Source organism: Saccharothrix ecbatanensis, assembly GCF_014205015.1.
GTDB lineage: Bacteria > Actinomycetota > Actinomycetes > Mycobacteriales > Pseudonocardiaceae > Actinosynnema > Actinosynnema ecbatanense.
This window is the reverse complement of sequence record NZ_JACHMO010000001.1, coordinates 1345342-1366690: the sequence shown is the minus strand read 5'-3', so window position 1 is coordinate 1366690 and position 21349 is coordinate 1345342. Positions and strand designations below refer to the sequence as shown.

The window sequence follows — 21349 nt, the reverse complement described above, 5'->3', positions numbered from 1 at the left end:
CTACCCGCTACCGGCAGTGCTGTCAGTAGCGGTAGTGGTCCGGCTTGTACGGGCCGTTCTCGTCCACGCCGAGGTACTCGGCCTGGACCTTCGTGAGCGGCGTCAGCTTGGCGCCGACCGCGCTCAGGTGCATCCGCGCGACCTTCTCGTCCAGGTGCTTCGGGAGCATGTAGACCCCGACGCCGTACTCCTCGCGCTTCGTGTACAGCTCGATCTGCGCGATGGTCTGGTTCGAGAACGACGAGGACATCACGAAGCTCGGGTGGCCCGTGGCGTTGCCCAGGTTGAGCAGGCGGCCCTCGGACAGCACGATGATCGAGTGCCCGTCCGCGAACTTCCACTCGTGGACCTGCGGCTTGATCTCGATGCGCTCGATGCCGGGCACCTTGGCGAGCCCGGCCATGTCGATCTCGTTGTCGAAGTGGCCCACGTTGCCGACGACCGCGTTGTGCTTCATCTTGGCCATGTCCTCGGCCATGATGATGTCGCGGTTGCCGGTGGTCGTGATGAAGATGTCGCCGTCGGCGATCACGTCCTCCAGCAGGACGACGTTGAGGCCGTCCATCGCGGCCTGGAGCGCGCAGATCGGGTCGATCTCGGTGACCACGACGCGGGCGCCCTGACCGCGCAGCGACTCGACCGCGCCCTTGCCGACGTCGCCGTAGCCGCACACGACCGCGAGCTTGCCCGCGATCATCACGTCCGTGGCGCGGTTGATGCCGTCGATCAGGGAGTGGCGGATGCCGTACTTGTTGTCGAACTTGCTCTTCGTCACCGAGTCGTTGACGTTGATGCCCGCGAACAGCAGCTTGCCGGCCTTGTGCAGCTGGTAGAGCCGGTTGACGCCGTTCGTGGTCTCCTCGGTCACGCCGATGATGGACTTCGCCATGTCGGTGTACCGGGTCGGGCTGGACGCCAGCGAACGCCGCAGCGACTCCAGGATCAGCTTGTGGTCGTCGGAGTCGTCCTCGGCGGACGACGGCACGGCGCCGGCGGCTTCGTACTCGACGCCCATGTGCACCAGCAGCGTGGCGTCACCGCCGTCGTCCACGATCGAGTCGGGGCCGCTGCCGTCGGGCCACGTCAGCAGCTGCTCGGTGCACCACCAGTACTCCTCCAGCGTCTCGCCCTTCCAGGCGAACACGGAGCTGCCCTTGGGGTTGTCGACGGTGCCCTCGGGCCCGACGACGACCGCCGCGGCGGCGTGGTCCTGGGTCGAGAAGATGTTGCAGCTCACCCACCGGACGTCGGCGCCGAGGGCGGCGAGCGTCTCGATGAGCACGGCGGTCTGGATCGTCATGTGCAGCGAACCGGCGATCTTCTTGCCCGCGAGGGGCTGCTGGGGGCCGTATTCCCTGCGCAGCGCCATCAGACCGGGCATCTCCTGCTCGGCGAGCTGGATCTCCTTCCGGCCGAACGGTGCCAACGACAGGTCCGCGACCTTGAAGTCGGCCACCGAGCCCCCACTGTCGGCGGTCAGCTGGATCGTCACGTAGTTCTCCTCCGGGTCGCGTCTGACTGACAAACTCCGGCAGGGCGCGTGCACGGCGTAAACGGTCGTCCTCGTCACCCGGCCGAGCGTCGTTCCCCCACCTCGGGCGAGCCCTCGTCTCGCCGCCAGCGAGCTTATCGCGTTGGGGAGGACCGCCACGCCGAGCCGTTGCGTGGGTGCGATCAGCCTGATGGGTACCGCGTCGACCAGGTCAGATGTGCCCGAACCTGGCCAGCAGGTCGGCGAGGGTCGCGCCGCCGTTGATGAGGTCGCGCACCACGGCCTCCTTCTCCAGGAGCTCGTGCACCTCGGCCAGCACGGTGTCGGCCAACGCCGGTGGCACCACGCCGACGCCGTTCTCGTCGGCGACCACGATGTCGCCCGGGTTGATCACCGTGCCGCCGATCTCGATCGGCACGTTCACCCGGACGGGCTCGCTCTGACCGGGCACCGCGGGCGGGCAGCGGCGCGGCACGACGGACCGGAACCACATCGGGAAGTCCAGGTCGCGCACCTCGTCCACGTCCCGGACCGCGCCGTCGACCACGCACCCCGCGATACCCGCCATCTGCGACAACGTGGTCATCAGGCCGCCCCACATCGCCATGTCCACCCGGCCCTGGCAGGCCAGCACGACCACGTCGCCCGGCTGCGCGCGCGGCAGCACCGGGAGGATGTCGACCAGCAGGTCGGCGGGGAGGTCGACGGTGAGCGCGGGCCCGGCGATCTTGTGCTCCCGCTTGACCGTCTGCCAGCCACCGATCGCCCCGACTCCGGGTGACGCGTCGGCGACGAGGCAGCTGGGGCTGTAGAAGCGCAGGATGTCGTTGAACGCCTCCACCTGCGCCTTGTCCGGGCGGACCACATCGTTGTAGACGGCTTTCATCGTCTGCCTTTCATGCGTGGGAAGGTCGGCCGAGTGCCTGGTCAGCGCCGGTCCGCGGAGGCCAGGGCCGAGGCGAGTCGGCGGACGCCCTCCGGGATCGTCGCGTCGTCCACGCGGCTGTAGGAGAGGCGCAGTTCGTGCTCGCCGCGCTGGTCCGGGTAGAAGGCGGCGCCCGGCACGTAGCTGACGCCGGCGGCACGGGCGGCTTCCCGGAACGCGTCCGGGTCGACCGTGTCGGGCGCGGTCAGCCAGGTGAAGAAGCCACCGTCGGCACGAGTGAAGCGAACCCCTTCGGGCAGGTGCTCCGCCAGGGCGTCCGTCATGATCCGGTTGCGCGCCCGGTAGAACGCCCTCGACGCGAGGATGCCCTGGTCGAAGCGCCCGGACCGGCCGTAGTCCTCCAGCAGCAGCTGACCGAGCCCGGAGGAGCACTGGTCGGTGTTCTGCTTGGCCCGGACGAGCTGGCCGACCAGCTCGGCGGGCGCGGAGATCCACCCGATCCGCATGCCGGGCGTGAACGTCTTGGAGAACGTGCCGACCTGCGCCACCACGTCCGGCGCGAGGGACCACAGGCTCGGGCTGCGGACGTCGCCGAAGCCCAGCTCGCGGTAGGCGACGTCCTCGACGATCAGCAGGTCGTGCCGTCGGGCGAGCGCCACGAGGGCGTGCCGGCGTTCGGTCGAGAGGCTGACGCCGGTGGGGTTCTGGTGGTCGGGGATCGTGTAGATCAGCTTCGGCGGCGTCCCCGGGCCGGTCAGCAGGCGTTCGAGCGCGTCCACGTCCAGGCCGTCGGAGTCGACCGGGACGGTGTCGGTGCGGGCCGAGGCACGCTGGAAGCTGACCAGTGCGCCCATGAACGTCGGCGCCTCGACGACCACCCGGTCACCGGGGTCGACCAGGCACTTCACCACCAGGCCGAGGCCTTCCATGCCGCCGCTGGTGATCATCAGCTCGTCCTCGGCGGGACGGAGGCCGTCGTGGTCGGCCAACCAGCCGGCGAACCAGTCGCGCAGACCGGGCAGACCCGCCGTCGGGCCGTACTGGAGGCTGGCCGGGTCCTGGAGGATCCGGGTGAAGCTCTCCGCCAGGGCGTCCTTCGGGAACGTCGCGGGGTGCGGGAACCCGCCGGAGAACGCGATGGTGCCGTCGCCGCCCGCCTGCTTCAGGATCGCGGTGATCACGTCGCCGCTGTCGTCCGCGACGTGGCCGGCGAACATCCGCTCCCACGGCAGTCGCCCGATCGCGTTGGGTGTTGTCGTCACTGGCCGTTCCCCCTCCTCGTCCCGCGCGCCCGCCAGTCCGGTGTGAGCGTGCGTGGTTCTCCGTTGTAGAGCAGCAAGGGCACGCCGTCACGCGTCCGAAGGTGGTCGACCGCGGCCACGTGCAGCACGTGGTCCCCGGCCGGGTGCGAGGCGCGGACCGTGCACACCAGGTGGACGAGCGCCCCGGTGATGAGCGGGATGCCGTCGTTCCAGGTGAAGTCCACGGCGTCGGCCATCGCCTCGATGCCCGCGAAGTGCCGCGACAGCGCGTGCTGCCCCGCGTGGAGCACGGAGACGCCGTAGCGGCCGGTTTCGGTGATCCGCCGGTTCGACTTCGCCCGCGCCGCCACCGAGACCAGCACCAGCGGCGGCGCCAGGGAGACGGACAGGAAGGCGTTGACCGTCATCCCGTGCGCCTCCGGACCCGCCGGCCCACCGGTGGCGGTGGTGATCACGGTCACGCCGCTGGCGAAGCGGCTCATCGCGCCGCGCAGGTCGGCCGGTGACACCCCGGCGGTGTCGAGCAGCCGTTCGGTCGTGCTGTCGGTCATCGGCATCCCCTTGCCGGGCCTGGCCCGCTTCAGCCCCGGGCGACGACGGAGATGTCCGACGGGTCGTAGAGACCCGGCTGGGTCCAGCCGTCGAGGTCGTACTCGGACATGCACTTGTCGACGAAACCCTTCAGCTCGTCGGCCATGCCGGAACCCTCGTACGCCCACACGGTCTGGAAGCGCACGGCTTCGTGGTCGCCGCCGTAGTTGCGCTCGTAGAGCTCGTGCCGCCCGCCGAACTCGGTGCCGACCGAATCCCACAGCAGTTTCATCAGCTTGACCCGGTCGATGGCCTCGACCCCGTTGGAGCCGCGCAGGTACTGGTCCAGGTACGGGCGGATCTCGCCGTTCTTCCAGTCGGACGCGTGCGAGTTGAGGTAGATGAGGCTGCTGCCCAGGGTCTGTTCGAGGATCTCCTTGACCCGCGGGTAGCCGACGCCCATGAACGTCCGGTACGCCATGCCGAACCGGCCGTTCGGCTGGACGCTGTCGCCCACCCACGGCTCGGGCGACTTCGCCATCGCGTCGGACAGGCCCCAGAACAGGTCGCGCCAGTTGAGGATCTCGCCGATCTGCGCCTGCACACCGCGGAAGGCGGACGTGCCGGTCATCTCGACGGCCTTCATCGCGCAGCCGGCGATGAAGTCGAGCTTCACCGCGAGGCGCGTGCAACCGTGGAACGTGAAGCGGTTGACGAAGCCCGAGCCGTTGGCGAACTCGTTCGCGGACTCGGCGTCGTACATGAAGACGTTCTCCCACGGCACGAGGACCTCGTCGAACACCATGATGGCGTCGTTCTCGTCCATCCGGCTCGACAGCGGGTAGTCGAAGGGCGTGCCCATCGCTTTCGCGGCCATCTCGTAGGAGGCGCGGCAGAACAGCTTGAGGCCGGGCGAGTCCATCGGCACGGTGAAGACCAGACCGAACTTCTTGTCGCGCAACGGCAATCCGTAGTGCGCGACGAAATTCGCGTTGGTGAGCGCGGACCCGGTGGCGACCACTTTGGCGCCCGACACGACGAGCCCGCTGTCGGTCTCCCGCTTCACGTGCACGCAGACGTCGGCCGTCTCGTCGGCCGGCTTGTGCCGGTCGATCGGCGGGTGCACGATCGCGTGGTTGAAGTACAGCAACCGCTCCTGCGCGTCCTTGAACCACCGCAGCGCGTTGGCCTGGTATTCGCCGTAGAACTCCGAGTTCACGCCGAGCGTGCCGAGGAACGCGGCCTTGTAATCGGGGGTCCGACCCATCCACCCGTAGACCAGGCGCTGCCAGGCGACGATCGCGTCGCGCGACTTCACCAGGTCCTCGGAGGTGTGCGCGGACTTGAAGAACGGGTGGGTGAAGCCGCCGTTGCCCGTCTCCGTCGGCACGCGCAGGACGCCTTCGGCTTCGGGCTCGTGTAATGCGTCGTAGAGGCGGGCGATCGAGCGCGCGCTGTTGTAGAACGCCGGGTGTGCGGTGACGTCGCGCACCCGTTCGCCGTAGATGTAGACCTCGCGGTCGTCGCGCAGTGAATCGAGGTACTGCGCTCCGGTCATCGGCCGGACGTCATTGGCGGTGCCTGCCGACCGGGGGTCGGGTGCGACGGTGGTCATAGCTTCCTTTCCTGAACTGCGGTCTCGGGTGGGCGCGGCGTCAGGCGGTCTGGAGGGTGGTGCTCGCCGCGGGCAGTCCGTTCGCGGGTTCGAGCAGGAGCAGGTCGTCCACGATGTCCCTGGCGCGGTCCACCAGTGACGGCATGCCGAAGGTGAAGAACAGGCTGCCGCCGGCGAGGTCGCCGAGCGCGTGGAAGCGGTGGTCGGGCACGCCGTCCACGGTCAACCTGCTGGTGGCTCGGTCGACGTGCACCCCGCCGCGCGGGTGCGCCTGGGCCAGTCCGGTCGCCACCAGGCCGTCCACGAGTGGTTTGGCCATGGCCGAGGTGGAGCGGACCGCGGGGTTCACCGCGTTGATGACGACGTCGACCGCGGTGGTGCGGTCGGCGGCCGTGAAGGTGAAGCCCTCCCCCGCCGCGGCGACGTGCCGGACGCCGGGGACGATCTCCAGCTGCCCGCTGTCGACCAGCTCCACGAGCCTTTGGGCGGCGGCCGCGGTCATGGGGCAGCAGATGCTCATCATCGCGCGGTAGTGGCGGCGGATCAGGCCGGACTTGGTCTCCTCGGAGAGGAGCGTCCAGACGTCCGGTCCGGTCGCGGGCACGGCGTACTGGAGGATCCGCAGCGCGCGGTCGGGTGAGTCGACGTCGGCGAGGTGCCGGCGCAGGCGGGTGGTCGGGTCCTCCCGGTCGAGCGAGTCGAGCTCCGCGAGCACGGTCGCCGGGTTCTCCCCCGCGGAGATCAACTCGGCCCGCATCATCGCCACCAGCCGGCCGAGCCGAACGGTCTCGCCGCGCAAAGCGGCGTCACGCAACTCGTCCGGGCGGAAGTGGACCAGCTGGTGCGACACCGGCTTCTGCCGCACGGTCGGCAGCACCCCGCTGCGGGACAGCATGTGCATGCGCCCACGGTGTCCCTTGGCCGCCAACGCGAGCACGACGTCCACGCCGGTGAGCCCACTGCCGAGCACCGCGACGTCCTCGTCCGGGTCGACCTGGCGCAGGGTCTTCGTCAGCGGGTACGGGTCGACCACGTACCCCGGCGTGCCCTTGAGCCCGTAGTCGTCGGGCGGCGTGCCGCGACCCGTGCAGAGGACGACACGGTCCACGACGGACACATCGCCGTCCGCCGTCGTCAGTATCACCCCATCATCCGATGTGTCCGCCGAGACGACCTGTTTGCGCACGACCGCCACCCGCCAACCGGATTCGGCGAGGTGGACCAAAGCGTCGCGGGCGGAGTCCTCCAGGTACTCGCCGTACATGCCCCGCGGGATGAACTTGATGCCGCACAGCGGGTCCGTGTAGTCGTCTTCGCCTGGCGCCTTCGGGTACCGCGCCGCGAGCCATCGCTTGAAATGCCCTTTGTCCCCACTGCGGATCGTCATGCCCTCGGGCGCGATGTTCACCCGGACCGCGGTCACGTCCCGTTGGTACGGCCTGCCCCGCCAGAGGTGCGGTGAGGGGTCGAACACCGTGATCGCCCCGCCGCCCACGTCCGACCGGGCGAGTGCGTCGAGCAGGCACACGGTCGAGGCGCCGCCGCCGACGATCCCTATTCGTCTGTCGCTACGCATGGCGTCGAGCTCACCTGAGTCCCTCCTGGATCGTGCACGCGCACACCGACTGCCCCCCGGTTCGGAGGGCAGCCGAAAAGGAGGCGCGTGCCAACGCGCCACTGGTCAATGGAAAGAATGGGATACCCGGGCGGTGAAATGCAGCCGAGAAAAGTCCCCAGATCGGCTGCGGGCGGCTGGCGAGTTACCAGAACGCCCTCCCCCGCTTCGACGCTACCTCCCCGCATACCCGTGGTCAACCAACCCACGGCGGGTTCCACAGTGCGGCTACGAACGCACTTGCTTGACCCGTCGGGGTCCTGTGTGGAAGATGGATCGAGGTCACCGGGGGCGTGTTCTTCGCGGCATACCTTGAGCCGTTCGGCCGAGGAGATGCCGGCGGAGTCGCCCTTTCGGATTAACCTTCCACCCTCACCCACCAGCATCGCTCCAGCCCGGAGCGATGTTCCCGCACGCCGCGAAGTCCAATCGCGGCCGACGTCCCAGAACTGCGCCGATAAGATTTCTCGATGCCGGTAGTCCGCAATGCGGACGGAGTTGGGGAGATTTATGTCCGCAGCACTTGACGGACAAACCGGGCAAGTCCTGCCGGAAGTGCGACACCTGATCAACGGCGCCTCGGTGCCGGCGGCCGACGGGGCGACGTTCGACACCCGCGACCCGCACGACAACCGGGTGCTGGCGACCGTCGCGCGTGGTGGCGCCGAAGACGCGCGGGCGGCCCTGGCGGCGGCTCGCACGGCGTTCGACGAGGGCCCGTGGCCGCGGATGACACCGCGCGAACGGGCCCGGGTGCTGCACGCCGTCGCGGACGCGGTCGACGCCCACAGCGAGGAGCTGGCCCAGCTGGAGACCCGTGACGCGGGCAAGGTCATCCGCGTGACGCGGCACGCCGACATCCCGCGAGTGGCCCACAACCTGCGGTTCTTCGCCGACTACGCGAGTTTCGCGGCAGACTCGGCGTACCCGGACGGGCCACTGCTGTCCTACACACTGCACCCACCGGCGGGCGTCGTCAGCGCGATCAGCCCGTGGAACGCGCCGCTGATGCTGGCGACGTGGAAGCTCGCGCCGGCCCTGGCCTTCGGGAACACGACGGTCCTCAAGCCCGCGCCGCAGTCACCGCTGACCGCGGCCAGGTTCGGGGAGATCGCCCTGGCGGCGGGCCTGCCCGAAGGCGTGCTCAACATCGTCCACGGCTTCGGTGGCGACGAGGTGGCCGGACCGCTGACCGGCGATCCGCGGGTCGACCGGATCACCTTCACCGGGTCGACCGCCACCGGGGTGAAAGTCATGGCCGCGGCGGCGGCGAACCTCACACCGGTTTCGGCCGAATTGGGCGGCAAGTCGGCGAACATCGTGTTCGACGACGCGGACCTGGACGTGGCCGTGCCGGAGTCGATCAAGGCGGCATTCGCCGGCAACGGTCAAGTGTGCTTCGCGGGAACCCGGCTGTTCGTCCAGCGGGGCATAATGGAAGAATTCCTGAGTCGGTTCACCGAAGCCGCGGCGAAGATCGTGGTCGGTGACCCGAAGGACCCGGCGACGGACATGGGTCCGCTGATCGAGCGACGCCACCTCGACAAAGTCCACGGATATGTGGAACTGGCCGCCGATGAAGGCGGGAAAATCGTGACCGGCGGTTCACGGGTGACGTCGGCGGGTTTGGCCGACGGTTTCTACTACAGCCCGACGATCATCACCGGGTTGTCCAACGAGAGCCGCACCGCGCAAGAGGAGATCTTCGGACCGGTGGAATCGGTCATCCCCTTCGACACCGAAGAGGAAGCGATAACGCTGGCGAACGCGAGCCGGTACGGGCTGTCCGGGATCCTGTTCACCAGGGATCTGGACCGGGCGCACCGGCTGGCCGCCCGGTGGCGTGCCGGGACCGTGTGGATCAACACCTACTTCGACCGCGACCTGCGCCTGCCGTTCGGCGGTGAGGGCGCCAGCGGGGTGGGCCGCGAGGGCGGCCAGTACTCGCGCGAGTTCTTCACCGAGCCGCGAGCGGTGATGGTGCGCGTTCGCTGACCAACCCCCGAGCCGACCAACCGCCGAGCCGACCAACCGCCGAGCCGACCACCCGCCGAACTGGCCACCCGCCGGGCTGAGGCCCACCGAGTTGCGCGCCATGCCGAGCCGAGGCCCCACCGAGTTGCGCGCCATGCCGAGCCGAGCCGTGCCGTCGGCCCGTCCCACGTACGAAGGGGTAGGAATGGTCTCGACCGAGATCGCCCAGGAGAAGCAGGGTAAACACCCGCCCGAGCGCCCCACGCGCCCGTACGGCTACGTGGTCACCGCGACATCGCGGGTGGCGCAACGCGCCCTGGGCGTCGACAGGCCGGTGTTCGAGGAGCTGACCGCCGCGGACTTCCGGCCGGAGCACCAGCCGATCGACGTCCGGTTCACCGCGCCCGTCGTCCAGACCGGACTGGCGTTCGTGCTCGACCGTCCACTCGCCGGTCCGAACGTGACCATGGTGGACGTCGTGCGTGCCGTGGACCACGTGCTGCTCGCCGCCGAAGTCGGTGAATCACAGGAATCCGAGGCATCACGCCGGGTAGTGGTCCTGGGCACCCGACCGTCCAGTGTGGACGGTATCGACCTCAGGCTGGCGGGCTGCCTGCTGCACCGCGACGGCGAGCTCGTCGAGACGGGAGCCGGCGGGATGATGCTCGGTTCACCGCTCAACGCCCTGGTGTGGCTGGCGAACGAGGCCTTCGCCGACGGGCTCACCCTGGCGGCGGGCCAGGTCGTCCTCGTGTGCTCGATGACCAGGTCGGCCACCCTGCCGGCGGGTGCGGCGGCGGTCGTCTCCGTCCCCGGCCTGGGCTCGGTCACCGCGGTGCTGGGGGCGTGACGGCGATGGAGGGAACGCAGATCACCGGATCCACCGACATCCGCCCCGGTGACGTCGCCCGCGCCGCCCAGGTGCTGCTGGACGCCGAGCGGTCGCGGACCGCACGCGGTCCGATCACCGCGCTGTGGCCGGACCTGGACCTGACCACCGCGTACACGATCCAGTTCGAGGCACTGCGCCGCCGCCTGGACCGGGGTGAACGGCTGATCGGCGTGAAGCTCGGGCTGACCTCGCGGGCCAAGCAGCGGCGGATGCGCATCGACTACCCGTCCCTGGCCTGGCTGACCGACGCGATGGTGCTGCCCGCCGGTGCGCCGCTGCCCCGGGAACGGCTGATCCACCCGAGGGCGGAACCCGAGATCGTGTTCGTGATGGGTGACCGGCTGGCCGGTCCCGGCGTCACCGCGGCCACGGCACTGCGCGCCGTGTCGAGCGTGCACGGCGGGATCGAGATCATCGACAGCCGGTACCGGGACTTCAAGTTCACCATGCAGGACGCGGTCGCCGACAACAGTTCGTCCGGACTGTTCGTCCTCGGACCGCTGTCCGTCGCGCCCGAACGGCTGGACCTCGCGCACGAGGCGTGTCTGTTAGAGGTGGACGGTCAGGTCGAGGACGCCGCGACCGGCGCCGCCGTGCAGGGTCACCCGGCCGAGGCGTTGGCGCTCGCGGCGAACCTCCTGGGCGCCAGGGGTCTCGCCATCGAACCCGGCTGGCTGGTGCTCACCGGCGGCATGACGGACGCCGTCCACGTCACGCCCGGCGCCCGCGTCGCCGCGCACTTCACCACTCTCGGAACCGTCACGCTCGCAGGAGGCTGACCGTGCCGTTCATCGACGTTTCCCTCGGGACCGGGCGCACGCCGCAGCAGATCCGGGACCTGATCCACGAGTTGACCGAGGCGGCGCACCGGGCCGTCGGGGCGCCCAAGGCCAACATCCGGGTCGTCATCAGAGAGGTCGAGCCGGCGCACTGGGCGGCCGGCGACGTCACCATCGCCGAGCGGAATTCCGCCGCGGCGGCCACCACCGAGCACAGTGAACAGGAGAAATGACGATGTCCGACCTGGACCCGGAGTTCCGCCGGCACGAGATCGCCCATCTGGCCCGGGTGGAGTTGCACACCCCCGACCCCGACGGCACCCTGTGGTTCTTCAAGGACCTGCTCGGCATGTACGAGACCTACCGCGAGGGGCAGTCGGTCTACCTGCGCGGCTACGAGGACCCGTACCAGTGGAGCCTGAAGGTCACCGAGGCCGCGCAGCCCCGGATGGACCACTTCGCCATGCGGACCGCGTCGCCGGACGCGCTGGAACGGCGGGTCAAGGCGATCCGGGACGGCAACGTCGAGGGCAACTGGCACGACGGTGACTACGGGTACGGCAAGACGTTCCAGTTCGACACCCCCGACGGCCACCGGATGAACCTGCTGTGGGAGGTCGAGAAGTACCAGGCGCCGGCGGAGCTGAAGAGCAAGATCCTCACCCGGCCGTCGAAGAAACCGTTGCAGGGCCTGCCGATCAAGCGCATCGACCACCTGAACCTGCTCGCCAGCGAGGTCACCCCGACGAAGCAGTCGTTCGAGCGCTACCTGGGCATGCAGACCCGTGAGCGGGTCGTGGACGGCGAGGTGGAGATCGGCGCCTGGCTGAGCAGCAACATCCTCGGGCACGAGATCGCGATCATGCACGACGCCCGCGGCGCGCGGGGCCGACTGCACCACGTGGCGTTCTACTACGGCGTGCAGCAGCACACCGTGGACGCGGCGGAGATGTTCCGGGACTACGACATCAAGATCGAGGCCGGGCCGGACCGCCACGGCATCACCCAGGGCGCGTTCCTGTACGTGTTCGAGCCCGGGGGCAACCGGATCGAGCTGTTCGGCGACCCGGGGATCCTGGAGCTGGAGCCGGACTTCGAGACCAGGACGTGGACGATGGCGGACATCGACACGGCCACCGCCATCGGCGGCACGAACCTCCCCCAGGAGACGTACTTCACCTACGGCACGCCCCCGGTGGAAGACCCCGAGACGGCCTGAGTCTCCACGCGGGTTCGCCGGTGGGGATGGGCCACTCGTCCCCACCGGCGGTGTCACCACGAGCACTCACCAGGGAGGAAGGCGTGACGACGACACCTGTTCGCAGGAAAGCGGCCCACTTACGCGGAAGGGCCGCCTTGTTGGGGCCCGCCTTCGTGGCCGCCATCGCCTACGTCGACCCCGGCAACGTGGCGACGAACACGGCGGCCGGCGCGCGTTACGGGTACCTGCTCGTCTGGGTCCTCGTCGCGGCGAACGTCGTGGCGGGTCTCGTGCAGTACCTGTCCGCGAAGCTCGGCCTGGTCTCGGGGCGTTCGCTGCCCGAGGCGGTCCGGGACCGGCTGCCCCGGCCCGCCCGGCTGGCCTACTGGGGGCAGGCCGAGATCGTCGCGATGGCGACCGACCTGGCCGAGGTGCTGGGCGGGGCCATCGCGCTGAACATCCTGTTCGACCTGCCGCTGCTGTGGGGCGGCCTGATCACCGGCGTGGTGTCGACCGCCCTGCTGTTCGTGCAGGACCGGCGGGGGCAGAAGCCGTTCGAACGCCTGATCACGACGTTCCTGGTCGTCATCGCGTGCGGGTTCGCGGCGGGACTGCTCGTGTCACCGCCGACGGCCGAGGTGTTCGGTGGGCTGGTGCCCCGCTTCGACGGCACCGACAGCGTGCTGCTGGCCGCGGGGATGCTGGGCGCCACCGTCATGCCGCACGCCGTGTACCTGCACTCGGCGCTGGCGCGTGATCGCCATGGTCACGTCACGGGGTCCGCGGTCCGACGCGTCCTCGCCGCCACGCGCGTCGACGTCGTCATGGCGATGGTGCTGGCGGGCGCGGTCAACCTGGCGCTGCTCCTGGTCGCCGCGAGTGCGCTTCGGGGCGCGGACAACATCGACGAGGTCTCGGGCGTGCACGCCGCCATCGGCTCGACTCTCGGCGGCGGGATCGCCTTCCTGTTCGCGATCGGCCTGCTCGCCTCCGGCCTGGCGTCCACGGCGGTGGGGAACTACTCCGGCGCGGTGGTGCTCGACGGGCTCCTGCACGTCCGGGTTCCGCTGATGCTCCGCCGGGTCGTCACGCTCGTCCCCGCTCTCGCGCTGCTCGCCTCCGGCTTCGACCCGACGGCCGCGCTGGTGCTCTCGCAGGTCGTGCTGTCGATGGGCATCCCGTTCGCGCTGGTGCCGCTGGTCCGGCTGACGTCGTCGGTCGCCACGATGGGCGACCACGTCAACCGGCGTGCGACCACCGTGTGCGCGTGGATCGCGGTGGTGGCGATCATCGCGCTGAACCTGACGCTGGTCGTTCTGGTGGCGACCGGTTGAGACGGTGGCCGTTCGGTGAACGATTAGCCACCGAAGTGCGACGTGGCGTCTCAAATCATTCGCCGGAAACCCGAAGTCACCAATGTCTTCCGGCTATTCGGCAATGGCGCCTGAGGATTTGCTGCTCTAGCGTTCGATCACGTTCGCGCGAACACGTTCGGCACGCCGTGACCGGCGGAGCGGCCTGTCCCGCTCGCCGGTCCTGACGCTGGAATCAGGGAGTGAACGTGATGGAACCTGTTCGCCGATCCCCCCGACGGGTCGCGATGGCCGGGGTGGCGCTGGCCGCCGCTGCCGCCGCACTCGTGTCACCCGCCGTCGCCCAGGCGGAGATCAGCCCGGCCGCCTGCGCGAACCCCGGCCAGGTGCTGGTCAACCCCGGCTTCGAGAGCGGCCAGACCGGCTGGGACGGCGCCAACTGGTCGATCCACACCTGGACCGGGACGGCCGCGCCCCGCTCGGGCAGCCGGTCGGCGTGGCTGGGCGGTACCGCCGCCCCCACGGTCGAGTCGCTGCGCCAGACCGTCACCATCCCCGCGGGCTGCGTCAACTCGACGCTGTCGGTGCACGTGAAGATCGACACGGCGGAGACCCTGCCGGTGGCGTACGACACCCTGACCGTGCGGGTCGGCACCACCACCGTCGGCCGCTTCTCCAACGTGGACAAGGGTGACTACCGGCTGCGGTCGTTCAACGTCGGCGCCTTCGCGGGCCAGACCGTGACCGTCAGCTTCATCAGCCGCGAGGACTGGGACGTGCAGACCTCGTTCATCCTGGACGACCTCGCGTTGACGACTGGCTGACAGGACGGCCGTGTGCCCGGCGGGATCGTCCGTCGGGCACACGGCATTCCGGCGTCGCGGGTGCGGGCGAGTAGGCGACGAGCCGCTTGAGATCGGGGTCTTCGGGATAGCGGGCGTGCGCGGTTCGCAAATACCCGACGCAGTCGGCGGCGGTCGCGTCGTCGTCTTCCGGGGGTGAGCGCCATCGAGGACGGGCCGGTTCCGCGGAATCGCTGCCGAACGATGTCGCGTCGCGCGGGTGGCCATTCGGAGAAGTCGCCGAAGAGCGCGGCGGCGAGCGGATTCCACGCCGGCCAGGACCCGGAGCACGCCACTCGACCGCTTCCGCGATGTCGTCGCCGGGGACGCTGACCACCGTGCAGTGTCGGTGGTCGCCGGTAACTTGTACGCCGTGGACGTTCGGGAACGGATTCGGGAGCTCGCGGACCAGGTTGTGGTGCTGCGTGACGCTTACTACCGGGGTTCGCCGTTGGTGGCGGACGCCGAGTACGACGCGGTCGAGGATGAGTTGCGGGGGCTGATCGAGGCCCACCCGGAGTTGGCGCCCGATCCCAACCCGCTGGAGCAGGTGGGCGCGCCGGGGGTGCTGCACGCGCCCGTCCGGCACTCGCGGCCGATGTTGTCGTTGGAGAAGGCGACCCGGGCGGAGCAGGTCGTCGCCTTCTTCGACCGCTTCCCCGGTCAGCCGGTGGTGGTCATGCCGAAGCTGGACGGGCTGTCGCTGGCCCTTGTCTACGAGGACGGGCGGCTGGCACGTGCCGTCACCCGCGGGGACGGGACCACCGGTGACGACGTGACGGTGCTGGTGAAGGCGCTGGTCGACGGGGTGCCGGGTCGGGTCGGCGCGTCCGGACGGGTCGAGGTGCGGGGCGAGGCGGTGATGTTGCGCTCCACGTTCTCCGCCTACAACACCGCCCACCCGGACAAGCCGCTGATCAACCCGCGCAACGCCGCCGCGGGCACCCTGCGCGCCAAGGACCCGGCCACGGTCGCCGGCCGGCGCCTCCAGTTCTTCGCCTTCGACCTCGACACGTCCACCGATGCCGACGCCTGGACCGACCTGGAGAACGGCCTGAGGGCGCTCGGGTTCACCGGCGCCGACATGCGCCACTGCGTCGACGCAGCCGAGGCGCAGGCGGTGATCGGGGAGATCGAGGCACAGCGCAACGAACTCGACTACGACCTGGACGGCGCCGTGCTGCGGCTGGCCGACCGGAACGCCTACGCCGCCGCCGGCACCCGTTCGAACTCGCCCCGCGGCGCGTTGGCGTTCAAGTTCGCCGCCGAGGAGAAGACGACGGTGCTGACCGACGTGGTCTGGGACGTCGGCAAGACGGGCAAGATCGCCCCGGTCGCCTGGCTGGAGCCGGTGTTCGTCGGCGGCACGACGGTGACCAGGGCGACGCTGGCCAACCAGGAGGTCATCCGGGCGCGCGGCATCATGATCGGGGACACGGTGCTGGTCCGCCGCGCGGGTGACGTGATCCCGTTCGTCGCCGGCGTGCTCGACGAGTCGAAGCGCACGGGCGCGGAGCGGGAGATCGTGCCGCCCGACGCCTGTCCGTCGTGCGGGCACGAGTTGACCGAGCAGGGCAACAGCCGGGAACTGTTCTGCACCAACGTCGCCTGCCCCGCGCAGACCGTGCGCAGGTTGGTCCACTGGGCATCGCGCGCGGCGGCGGACATCGAGGCCGTCGGTCCGGTGTGGATCGAACGGCTCGCCGAAGCGGGGATCCTCGAACACCCGTCGGACTTGTACAGCCTCACCAAGGAGAAGCTGCTGGAGTTCGACCGCATCGGCGAGGTCTCGGCCACCCGCATGATCGAGTCGATCGCCGCCAGCCGCCAGGTCGGACTGCGCCGGGCGCTGATCGGCCTCGCCATCCCGATGGCCTCCGAGGGCACCGCCACCCGCCTGTGCCGCGCGGGGTTCGGCTCGCTGGAGGAGGTCGCCGACGCGGGCGAGGAACGGCTCGTGGCGGTCGACGACATCGGGCCGAAGGTCGCCTCCTCACTGATCGAGCACCTCACCCGGCTGCGGCCCGAGCTGGAACGGCTGCGCGAACGCGGTGTCTCCCTGGACGTGAGGGAAGAGGATCTGCCGCCAGTCGTCGCGTCCGACGCGCCACTGGCCGGCAAGACAGTGGTGATCACCGGTGCGATCAGCGATCCGCGCTCCGGCGAGAAGGTCCCCCGCCCCACGTTCCAGCGGCTGTGCGAAAAGGCCGGCGCGACCACCGCGTCCTCGGTCTCGGCGAGCACCGACATGCTCATCACCGGCGCCGACGTCGGCGCGAGCAAGCTCACCAAGGCCGAGAAGCTGGACGTCGAGGTGGTCGACCAGGGCGTGATCTGGCAACAGCTCATCGCGGCCGGTCTCGTCTAGCGGCCCGCGCGCTCAGACGGTGACCTTCAAGCCTGGTCGGTGGGTGTCAACGACGGTTCAGCGGGCGGCGCGGGTTGGTCGGCCTGTCCGAAGACGGCCGGCTCGGGCAGCGACAGGAACAGCAGCCAGGCCAGGGCGGGCATTGCGATCAACGGGATCAGGGCGGTCTGGAGCGAGGTGGCGTCGGCGATCGAGCCGAGCACGGGTGTGGCCAGGCCGCCGATGCTGATGGTCAGGCCAAGCGTGATGCCGCTGGCCGTGCCGACGCGGGTGGGCAGGTAGTCCTGGCCGAGGGTGACCTGGAGCGAGAACGGGATGTAGAGGCCCGCCGAGGTCATCGCCACGAACAGGTACAACACCGGCCCGGGGATGAACACGACACCCGCCGTCGACGCCACCGTGACCAGGTACGACCAGCGCACCACGGTGACCCGGTCCCACCGGTCGGCCAGCTTCCCGCCGAGCACGGTGCCCACCGCGCCGCCGAGGTAGAGCACGAACAGCGCCGCCGTGCCCGTCGCCGTGCCGCCCCCGAGGCGCTGCTCGACGTGCAGCGAGACGAACGTGCTCAGCCCGATGAACAGGACGGACCGGCAGATCACCGCCAGCGACAGCTTCAGGAACGAGACCTTGTCGTCGACGCCCTTCCTCCCCGACGCACTGGAGCCACCGGACACGGGCTTGTTCAACGCACGCAACACAGGCAGGCACAACACGCTGCCCACCAAAGCCGGTAGGACCAGCAACGGCGTGAACGCCAAGCCTCCGTTGGCCACCACCACAGCGACCATGATCGGCGCCGCGGCGAAGCCGAGGTTGCCCCCGAGTGAGAACCACCCCATCCCCGAATTGCTACCCCGGCTGGCTATCCGGGCAAGGCGCGCGGACTCCGGGTGGTAGGCGGCGACCCCGATCCCGGCTATCGCCACGAACACCAGCGTCACCGCGTAGTCGCCGCTGATGCCGCTCAGCCCGATGCCCACCCCGCCCAGGATCGTGCTCACCGGCAGCAGCCAGGGCATCGACCACCGGTCGGTCAGCACCCCGAACAGCGGCTGCGCCACCGACGACAGCAGCGACGCGGCGAGCACGATGCCGGACGCCGCCGCGTAGGTGTACTCGCGCTCGGCGATGAAGAACGGCACGAGCGCGGCCACCGCACCCTGGTAGACGTCCACACAGGCATGCCCGATGGACAGGAGAATGATCGACTTGTTCCTCGGCACACGGCAATGCTCACGCCCCACGCCGTGTCACGCTTTCGATAACCTGCCAAGTGATGACGAAAATCCGCCACGTCCAGGTGGCCCCGACGCGCGCCCAATGGCTGGCGCCCGGCGCGGGCATCGACGCGCACCGGCACGACGACCACCAGATCGTCTACGCCGGTCGCGGGGTTCTGGCGATCACGACGGACGCGGGCTCGTGGGTCGCGCCGGCCACCCGTGCCATCTGGGTGCCCGCCGGCACGGTGCACGCCCACCAGGCGCACGGCCGCCTCGAACTGCACCTGGTCGGCCTGCCCGCGACCGAGAACCCGCTGGGCCTGGACCGGCCCACCGTGCTGACCGTCGGCCCGCTGCTGCGCGAGTTGATCCTCGCCTACACCCGTCCCCCGCACGACGACAGCCCGGAACGCGAGCGGCTGCGGGGCGTTCTGCTCGACCAGCTCCGTGCGTCTCCCCAGCAGCCGCTGCACCTGCCCGCTCCCCGCGACCCCCGGTTGCGGGCGTTGTGCGCGATCCTGACCGCCGATCCGGCCGACGGCCGCACGCTGGCCGCGTTGGGCAAGGAGGTCGGCGCCGGCGACCGCACCCTGACCCGGCTGTTCAAGTCCGACCTCGGCATGAGCTTCCCGCAGTGGCGCACACAGCTCCGGCTGCACCACTCCCTGGTCCTGCTGGCCGACGACCTCCCCGTGACGACGGTGGCGCACCTGTGCGGCTGGTCGTCGGCGAGCGCGTTCATCGAAGTCTTCCGCCGCGCGTTCGGGCTCACCCCCGGAGCGCACCGGGCGTGAGCCCCGGCGTCAGAACGGTCGGGGACAGCAGCCGGGCGTCACGACATGCGGAGAACCTGCCCGTTGTAGTCCACTTGGCACATTCCTGAACACCGCGACCGCGTCCGGCCCCGACTCGGCGGTGATCTGCCGCACACGGAAGCGACCAAAAGGCGGGCGAACGCCGGTTCGGCGCCACACGAATCCGCCAGGCCTCTCGGCCCATTCGAGGGCCTTATGTATTTATGTGTAACGCCAGACCGGCCACCGACGACGTCACCGCCACACCCGGGAGACCTGCGACGCGACCGTCGTGGCACCGTCGCAGCAGGCGGGTCTGCCGTCGGATCAGCACTGCTGAGGCCCCGACCAGCGGGTTGCAAGATGACTTCGGTACCGAAGTTGACAGCTCGGACCACCGGTGGCATCTTCCTCGTGGCGATTGGCATGTTCCTGCCGGCGATCACAGATGCCACTTTTCGCATTCGCGTGTACGTTACGCTTCGCCACGCAAGTCACCGACTAGTAGGGATAGTGAATCGTGGCCGCTCAACGGAATCCATGGCAGACTCTCGGGGCCTTACTCGTCGGCTTCTCCCTCATCGTCCTGGACATGAGCGTAATCGCGGTCGCCAACCCCGTGATCATGGACGAACTGCACGCGAGTGTCACGCAGGTGATCTGGGTGACCAGCGCCTACCTGCTCGCGTACGCGGCGCCGCTCCTGTTCACCGGACGCCTGGGTGACCGCTTCGGCCCCAAGAACCTCTACCTCGTCGGCGTGGTCGTGTTCACGCTGTCCTCCTTGTGGTGTGGCTTGGCCGGCGACATCAACTCGCTGATCGTGGCTCGCGCCGTGCAGGGCCTGGGTGCCGCACTCATGACGCCCCAGACCATGTCGGTGATCACCCGGATCTTCCCGGCCGAGAAGCGCGGCGCGGCCATGGGCGCGTGGGGGGCCACCGCCGGCATCGCACTGCTCCTGGGTCCGGTCATCGGCGGCTTGCTGGTGGACAGCTTCGGCTGGGAGTGGATCTTCCTCATCAACCTGCCCATCGGCGTGCTCGCGTTCGGTCTGGCGTGGGTGCTGGTGCCGTCGCTGGAGACCAGGCCGCTGAAGCTCGACGTGGTCGGCGTCATCCTTTCCTGCCTTGGCTTGTTCCTGCTGGTGTACGGCCTTCAGGAGGGCAACAGCAAGGACTGGTCGTCCACCATCTGGCTGATGATCGGCGCGGGGCTCGCGGTGCTGACGCTGTTCGTCGTGATGCAGGCGCGCAACAAGCAGGACCCGTTGCTGCCGCTGAGCCTCTTCCGCGACCGCAACTTCGCGCTGGCGAACATCGGCATCGCGTCCATGGGCGCGGCGGTCACCGCGATGACCGTGCCCACCTACTTCTTCCTGCAGGGCGTGCGCGGTCTGTCCTCTATGGAGTCGGCGCTGCTCTTCTCGCCGCTCGCGATCCTGACCGGCGTGTTCGCCCCGATCGTCGGCAAGCTGTCCGACAAGGCACACCCGCGCACCTTCACCGCCCTCGGTTTCGTGCTCTTCGCCGTCTCGATCGTCGGCTACAACCGCCTGATGGAGCCTGACTCGCAGCTGTGGATGTTCGCGGCCGTGGCCGGCGTGAGCGGTATCGCCAACGCGATGACCTGGGGACCGCTGGGCGCCATCGCCACGCGCAACCTCCCCTTGCACCAGTCCGGCGCGGGCTCGGGCATCTACAACACCAACCGGCAGATGGGCTCCGTCCTCGGAGCCGCCGCGGTCGGCGCGCTGTTCGTCGACCGGCTCGCCTCGAACCTGCCGCAGATGAGCGGTGGCGGCGAAGGTCAGTCCGAGGTCAGCATCACCGAGGTTCCCGAGTTCATCAAGGAGCCGTACAGCATGGCATTGGCGGAGACCGGCCTGCTGCCCGGCGCATTCCTGCTGCTGGGGGCGGTGGCCTGCGCGATGTTCATTCGCTTCCCCACCCCGAAGGCGTCGGACGAGAAGACCGATGAGGTCCCGACCGGACAACAGGCCGGCGCTGTCGCCGGCTGATGTGCCACCCGGCAGGTGATCCTGGGAACTCGGTAGAGGTTCGACACCTCGCCGAACACGGGATCACCTGCCGTTGCTGTCTCAGGACGTAATAAGTGTGCCCCTTCGGGCAAACCTTCGCGCAAACCTTCGGGCAAAGACCACGGACCCTCGTGAGCGCGCCGCGCCGCCTCCCACCGACTCCAGGTCACGATTCGGCGGGCGCTCGGAGCCGGTAGGTCGAAAATTAACGTCGCCGACGGGCGATTGGCACATCCCGTTCTTCCGCGCTTGACGTGCTTGCCGCACGCGCGCCGCGCCGTGGTCACAATCCGCGCGATCGGGCAATCGGGTGAACACACCTGATCCGAAAACACCAGCGCGTTCGGCCGATTGGACCGATACACGTCGCAGTGGGCCTAAGACCTGCGAAGACGCCGCTTCTTGCCGCCGCGTCGAAACGCGTTGAGTGACAGAAGATACGCCACGCGGATCGCGAACTCCAGGAAGCCCGAAACGCCTCTAAAACGAGGTTTTAGTCTTCCCCGGACGACCGGCCG

General features: G+C 69.5%; 17 protein-coding genes. 10 read left to right on the top strand and 7 right to left on the bottom strand.

Translation table 11 applies throughout. The features are described 5' to 3' along the window. Positions 1–22: 22 nt before the first annotated feature. The 6 genes from ahcY to F4560_RS06020 all read right to left on the bottom strand — a co-directional run bounded on the left by ahcY (position 23) and on the right by F4560_RS06020 (position 7362). Positions 23–1492 carry an adenosylhomocysteinase gene (gene ahcY, locus F4560_RS06045; protein ID WP_312868577.1) on the bottom strand — a complete coding sequence of 490 codons (1470 nt, stop codon included), beginning with the start codon at positions 1490–1492 and terminating at the stop codon, positions 23–25. Between the two features lie 211 nt (positions 1493–1703). Then, the gene (locus F4560_RS06040; RefSeq protein WP_184917325.1) at positions 1704–2378 is read right to left on the bottom strand and encodes an RraA family protein; all 675 of its coding nucleotides are present in this window, start codon (positions 2376–2378) and stop codon (positions 1704–1706) included. Between the two features lie 41 nt (positions 2379–2419). Then, a complete protein-coding gene (locus tag F4560_RS06035) occupies positions 2420–3640 on the bottom strand; it encodes an aminotransferase-like domain-containing protein (RefSeq protein WP_184917322.1) in 1221 nt (406 codons plus the stop codon). Further along, complete coding sequence (locus tag F4560_RS06030; protein ID WP_184917320.1) at positions 3637–4191, bottom strand: flavin reductase family protein; 555 nt, start codon at positions 4189–4191, stop codon at positions 3637–3639. The genes F4560_RS06035 and F4560_RS06030 overlap by 4 nt, the downstream gene beginning before the upstream one ends. Positions 4192–4220: 29 nt before the next feature. Next, positions 4221–5786 (bottom strand): 4-hydroxyphenylacetate 3-hydroxylase N-terminal domain-containing protein, encoded by a 1566-nt coding sequence (locus F4560_RS06025; RefSeq protein WP_184917318.1) that lies wholly within the window; start codon positions 5784–5786, stop codon positions 4221–4223. Between the two features lie 40 nt (positions 5787–5826). Beyond that, entirely contained in the window at positions 5827–7362 is a 1536-nt protein-coding gene (locus tag F4560_RS06020; RefSeq protein ID WP_184917316.1) for an FAD/NAD(P)-binding protein, read from the bottom strand. A 549-nt stretch (positions 7363–7911) separates the two neighbouring features. On the opposite strand from F4560_RS06020, the gene F4560_RS06015 reads away from it, so the two are divergent. From F4560_RS06015 to ligA, 8 genes are all read left to right on the top strand, one after another. After that, a complete protein-coding gene (locus tag F4560_RS06015) occupies positions 7912–9396 on the top strand; it encodes an aldehyde dehydrogenase (RefSeq protein ID WP_184917314.1) in 1485 nt (494 codons plus the stop codon). A 184-nt stretch (positions 9397–9580) separates the two neighbouring features. Then, entirely contained in the window at positions 9581–10225 is a 645-nt protein-coding gene (locus F4560_RS06010) for a 2-keto-4-pentenoate hydratase (RefSeq protein WP_184917312.1), read from the top strand. A 5-nt stretch (positions 10226–10230) separates the two neighbouring features. Continuing rightward, entirely contained in the window at positions 10231–11046 is an 816-nt protein-coding gene (locus tag F4560_RS06005) for a 2-keto-4-pentenoate hydratase (RefSeq protein WP_184928923.1), read from the top strand. A gap of 2 nt (positions 11047–11048) precedes the next feature. Further along, entirely contained in the window at positions 11049–11279 is a 231-nt protein-coding gene (gene thmT / locus F4560_RS06000; RefSeq protein WP_312868573.1) for a 2-hydroxymuconate tautomerase, read from the top strand. A gap of 2 nt (positions 11280–11281) precedes the next feature. Further along, complete coding sequence (locus tag F4560_RS05995) at positions 11282–12265, top strand: VOC family protein (protein WP_184917310.1); 984 nt, start codon at positions 11282–11284, stop codon at positions 12263–12265. A gap of 26 nt (positions 12266–12291) precedes the next feature. After that, positions 12292–13581: an Nramp family divalent metal transporter gene (locus F4560_RS05990; RefSeq protein ID WP_184928921.1), complete on the top strand. Its 1290-nt coding sequence runs from the start codon at positions 12292–12294 to the stop codon at positions 13579–13581. 230 nt (positions 13582–13811) lie between these two features. Beyond that, on the top strand, positions 13812–14384 hold the full coding sequence (locus F4560_RS43415) for a hypothetical protein (RefSeq protein WP_221483359.1): 573 nt from the start codon (positions 13812–13814) through the stop codon (positions 14382–14384). Between the two features lie 391 nt (positions 14385–14775). Beyond that, entirely contained in the window at positions 14776–16770 is a 1995-nt protein-coding gene (ligA, locus tag F4560_RS05980) for an NAD-dependent DNA ligase LigA (RefSeq protein ID WP_184917306.1), read from the top strand. Positions 16771–16796: 26 nt separating this feature from the next. Here ligA and F4560_RS05975 read toward each other — a convergent pair whose 3' ends face one another. Further along, complete coding sequence (locus F4560_RS05975; RefSeq protein WP_184917302.1) at positions 16797–17996, bottom strand: MFS transporter; 1200 nt, start codon at positions 17994–17996, stop codon at positions 16797–16799. 53 nt (positions 17997–18049) lie between these two features. Here F4560_RS05975 and F4560_RS05970 point away from each other — a divergent pair, with 53 nt between their 5' ends. Together F4560_RS05970 and F4560_RS05965 are read left to right on the top strand one after the other, a co-directional pair. Beyond that, the gene (locus F4560_RS05970; protein ID WP_184917299.1) at positions 18050–18790 is read left to right on the top strand and encodes an AraC family transcriptional regulator; all 741 of its coding nucleotides are present in this window, start codon (positions 18050–18052) and stop codon (positions 18788–18790) included. Between the two features lie 520 nt (positions 18791–19310). Next, positions 19311–20810 carry a DHA2 family efflux MFS transporter permease subunit gene (locus tag F4560_RS05965; protein WP_184917296.1) on the top strand — a complete coding sequence of 500 codons (1500 nt, stop codon included), beginning with the start codon at positions 19311–19313 and terminating at the stop codon, positions 20808–20810. Positions 20811–21349: the final 539 nt, after the last annotated feature.

What these genes read in the sequence shown, in the direction of transcription:
- F4560_RS06040 (WP_184917325.1), bottom strand. Translation starts at nt 2,378, where the DNA reads ATGAAAGCCGTCTACAACGATGTGGTCCGCCCGGACAAGGCGCAGGTG.
- F4560_RS06030 (WP_184917320.1), bottom strand. Translation starts at nt 4,191, where the DNA reads ATGACCGACAGCACGACCGAACGGCTGCTCGACACCGCCGGGGTGTCA.
- F4560_RS06025 (WP_184917318.1), bottom strand. Translation starts at nt 5,786, where the DNA reads ATGACCACCGTCGCACCCGACCCCCGGTCGGCAGGCACCGCCAATGAC.
- F4560_RS06020 (WP_184917316.1), bottom strand. Translation starts at nt 7,362, where the DNA reads ATGCGTAGCGACAGACGAATAGGGATCGTCGGCGGCGGCGCCTCGACC.
- F4560_RS06015 (WP_184917314.1), top strand. Translation starts at nt 7,912, where the DNA reads ATGTCCGCAGCACTTGACGGACAAACCGGGCAAGTCCTGCCGGAAGTG.
- F4560_RS06010 (WP_184917312.1), top strand. Translation starts at nt 9,581, where the DNA reads ATGGTCTCGACCGAGATCGCCCAGGAGAAGCAGGGTAAACACCCGCCC.
- F4560_RS06005 (WP_184928923.1), top strand. Translation starts at nt 10,231, where the DNA reads ATGGAGGGAACGCAGATCACCGGATCCACCGACATCCGCCCCGGTGAC.
- F4560_RS05995 (WP_184917310.1), top strand. Translation starts at nt 11,282, where the DNA reads ATGTCCGACCTGGACCCGGAGTTCCGCCGGCACGAGATCGCCCATCTG.
- F4560_RS05990 (WP_184928921.1), top strand. Translation starts at nt 12,292, where the DNA reads ATGGGCCACTCGTCCCCACCGGCGGTGTCACCACGAGCACTCACCAGG.
- F4560_RS43415 (WP_221483359.1), top strand. Translation starts at nt 13,812, where the DNA reads ATGGAACCTGTTCGCCGATCCCCCCGACGGGTCGCGATGGCCGGGGTG.
- F4560_RS05970 (WP_184917299.1), top strand. Translation starts at nt 18,050, where the DNA reads ATGACGAAAATCCGCCACGTCCAGGTGGCCCCGACGCGCGCCCAATGG.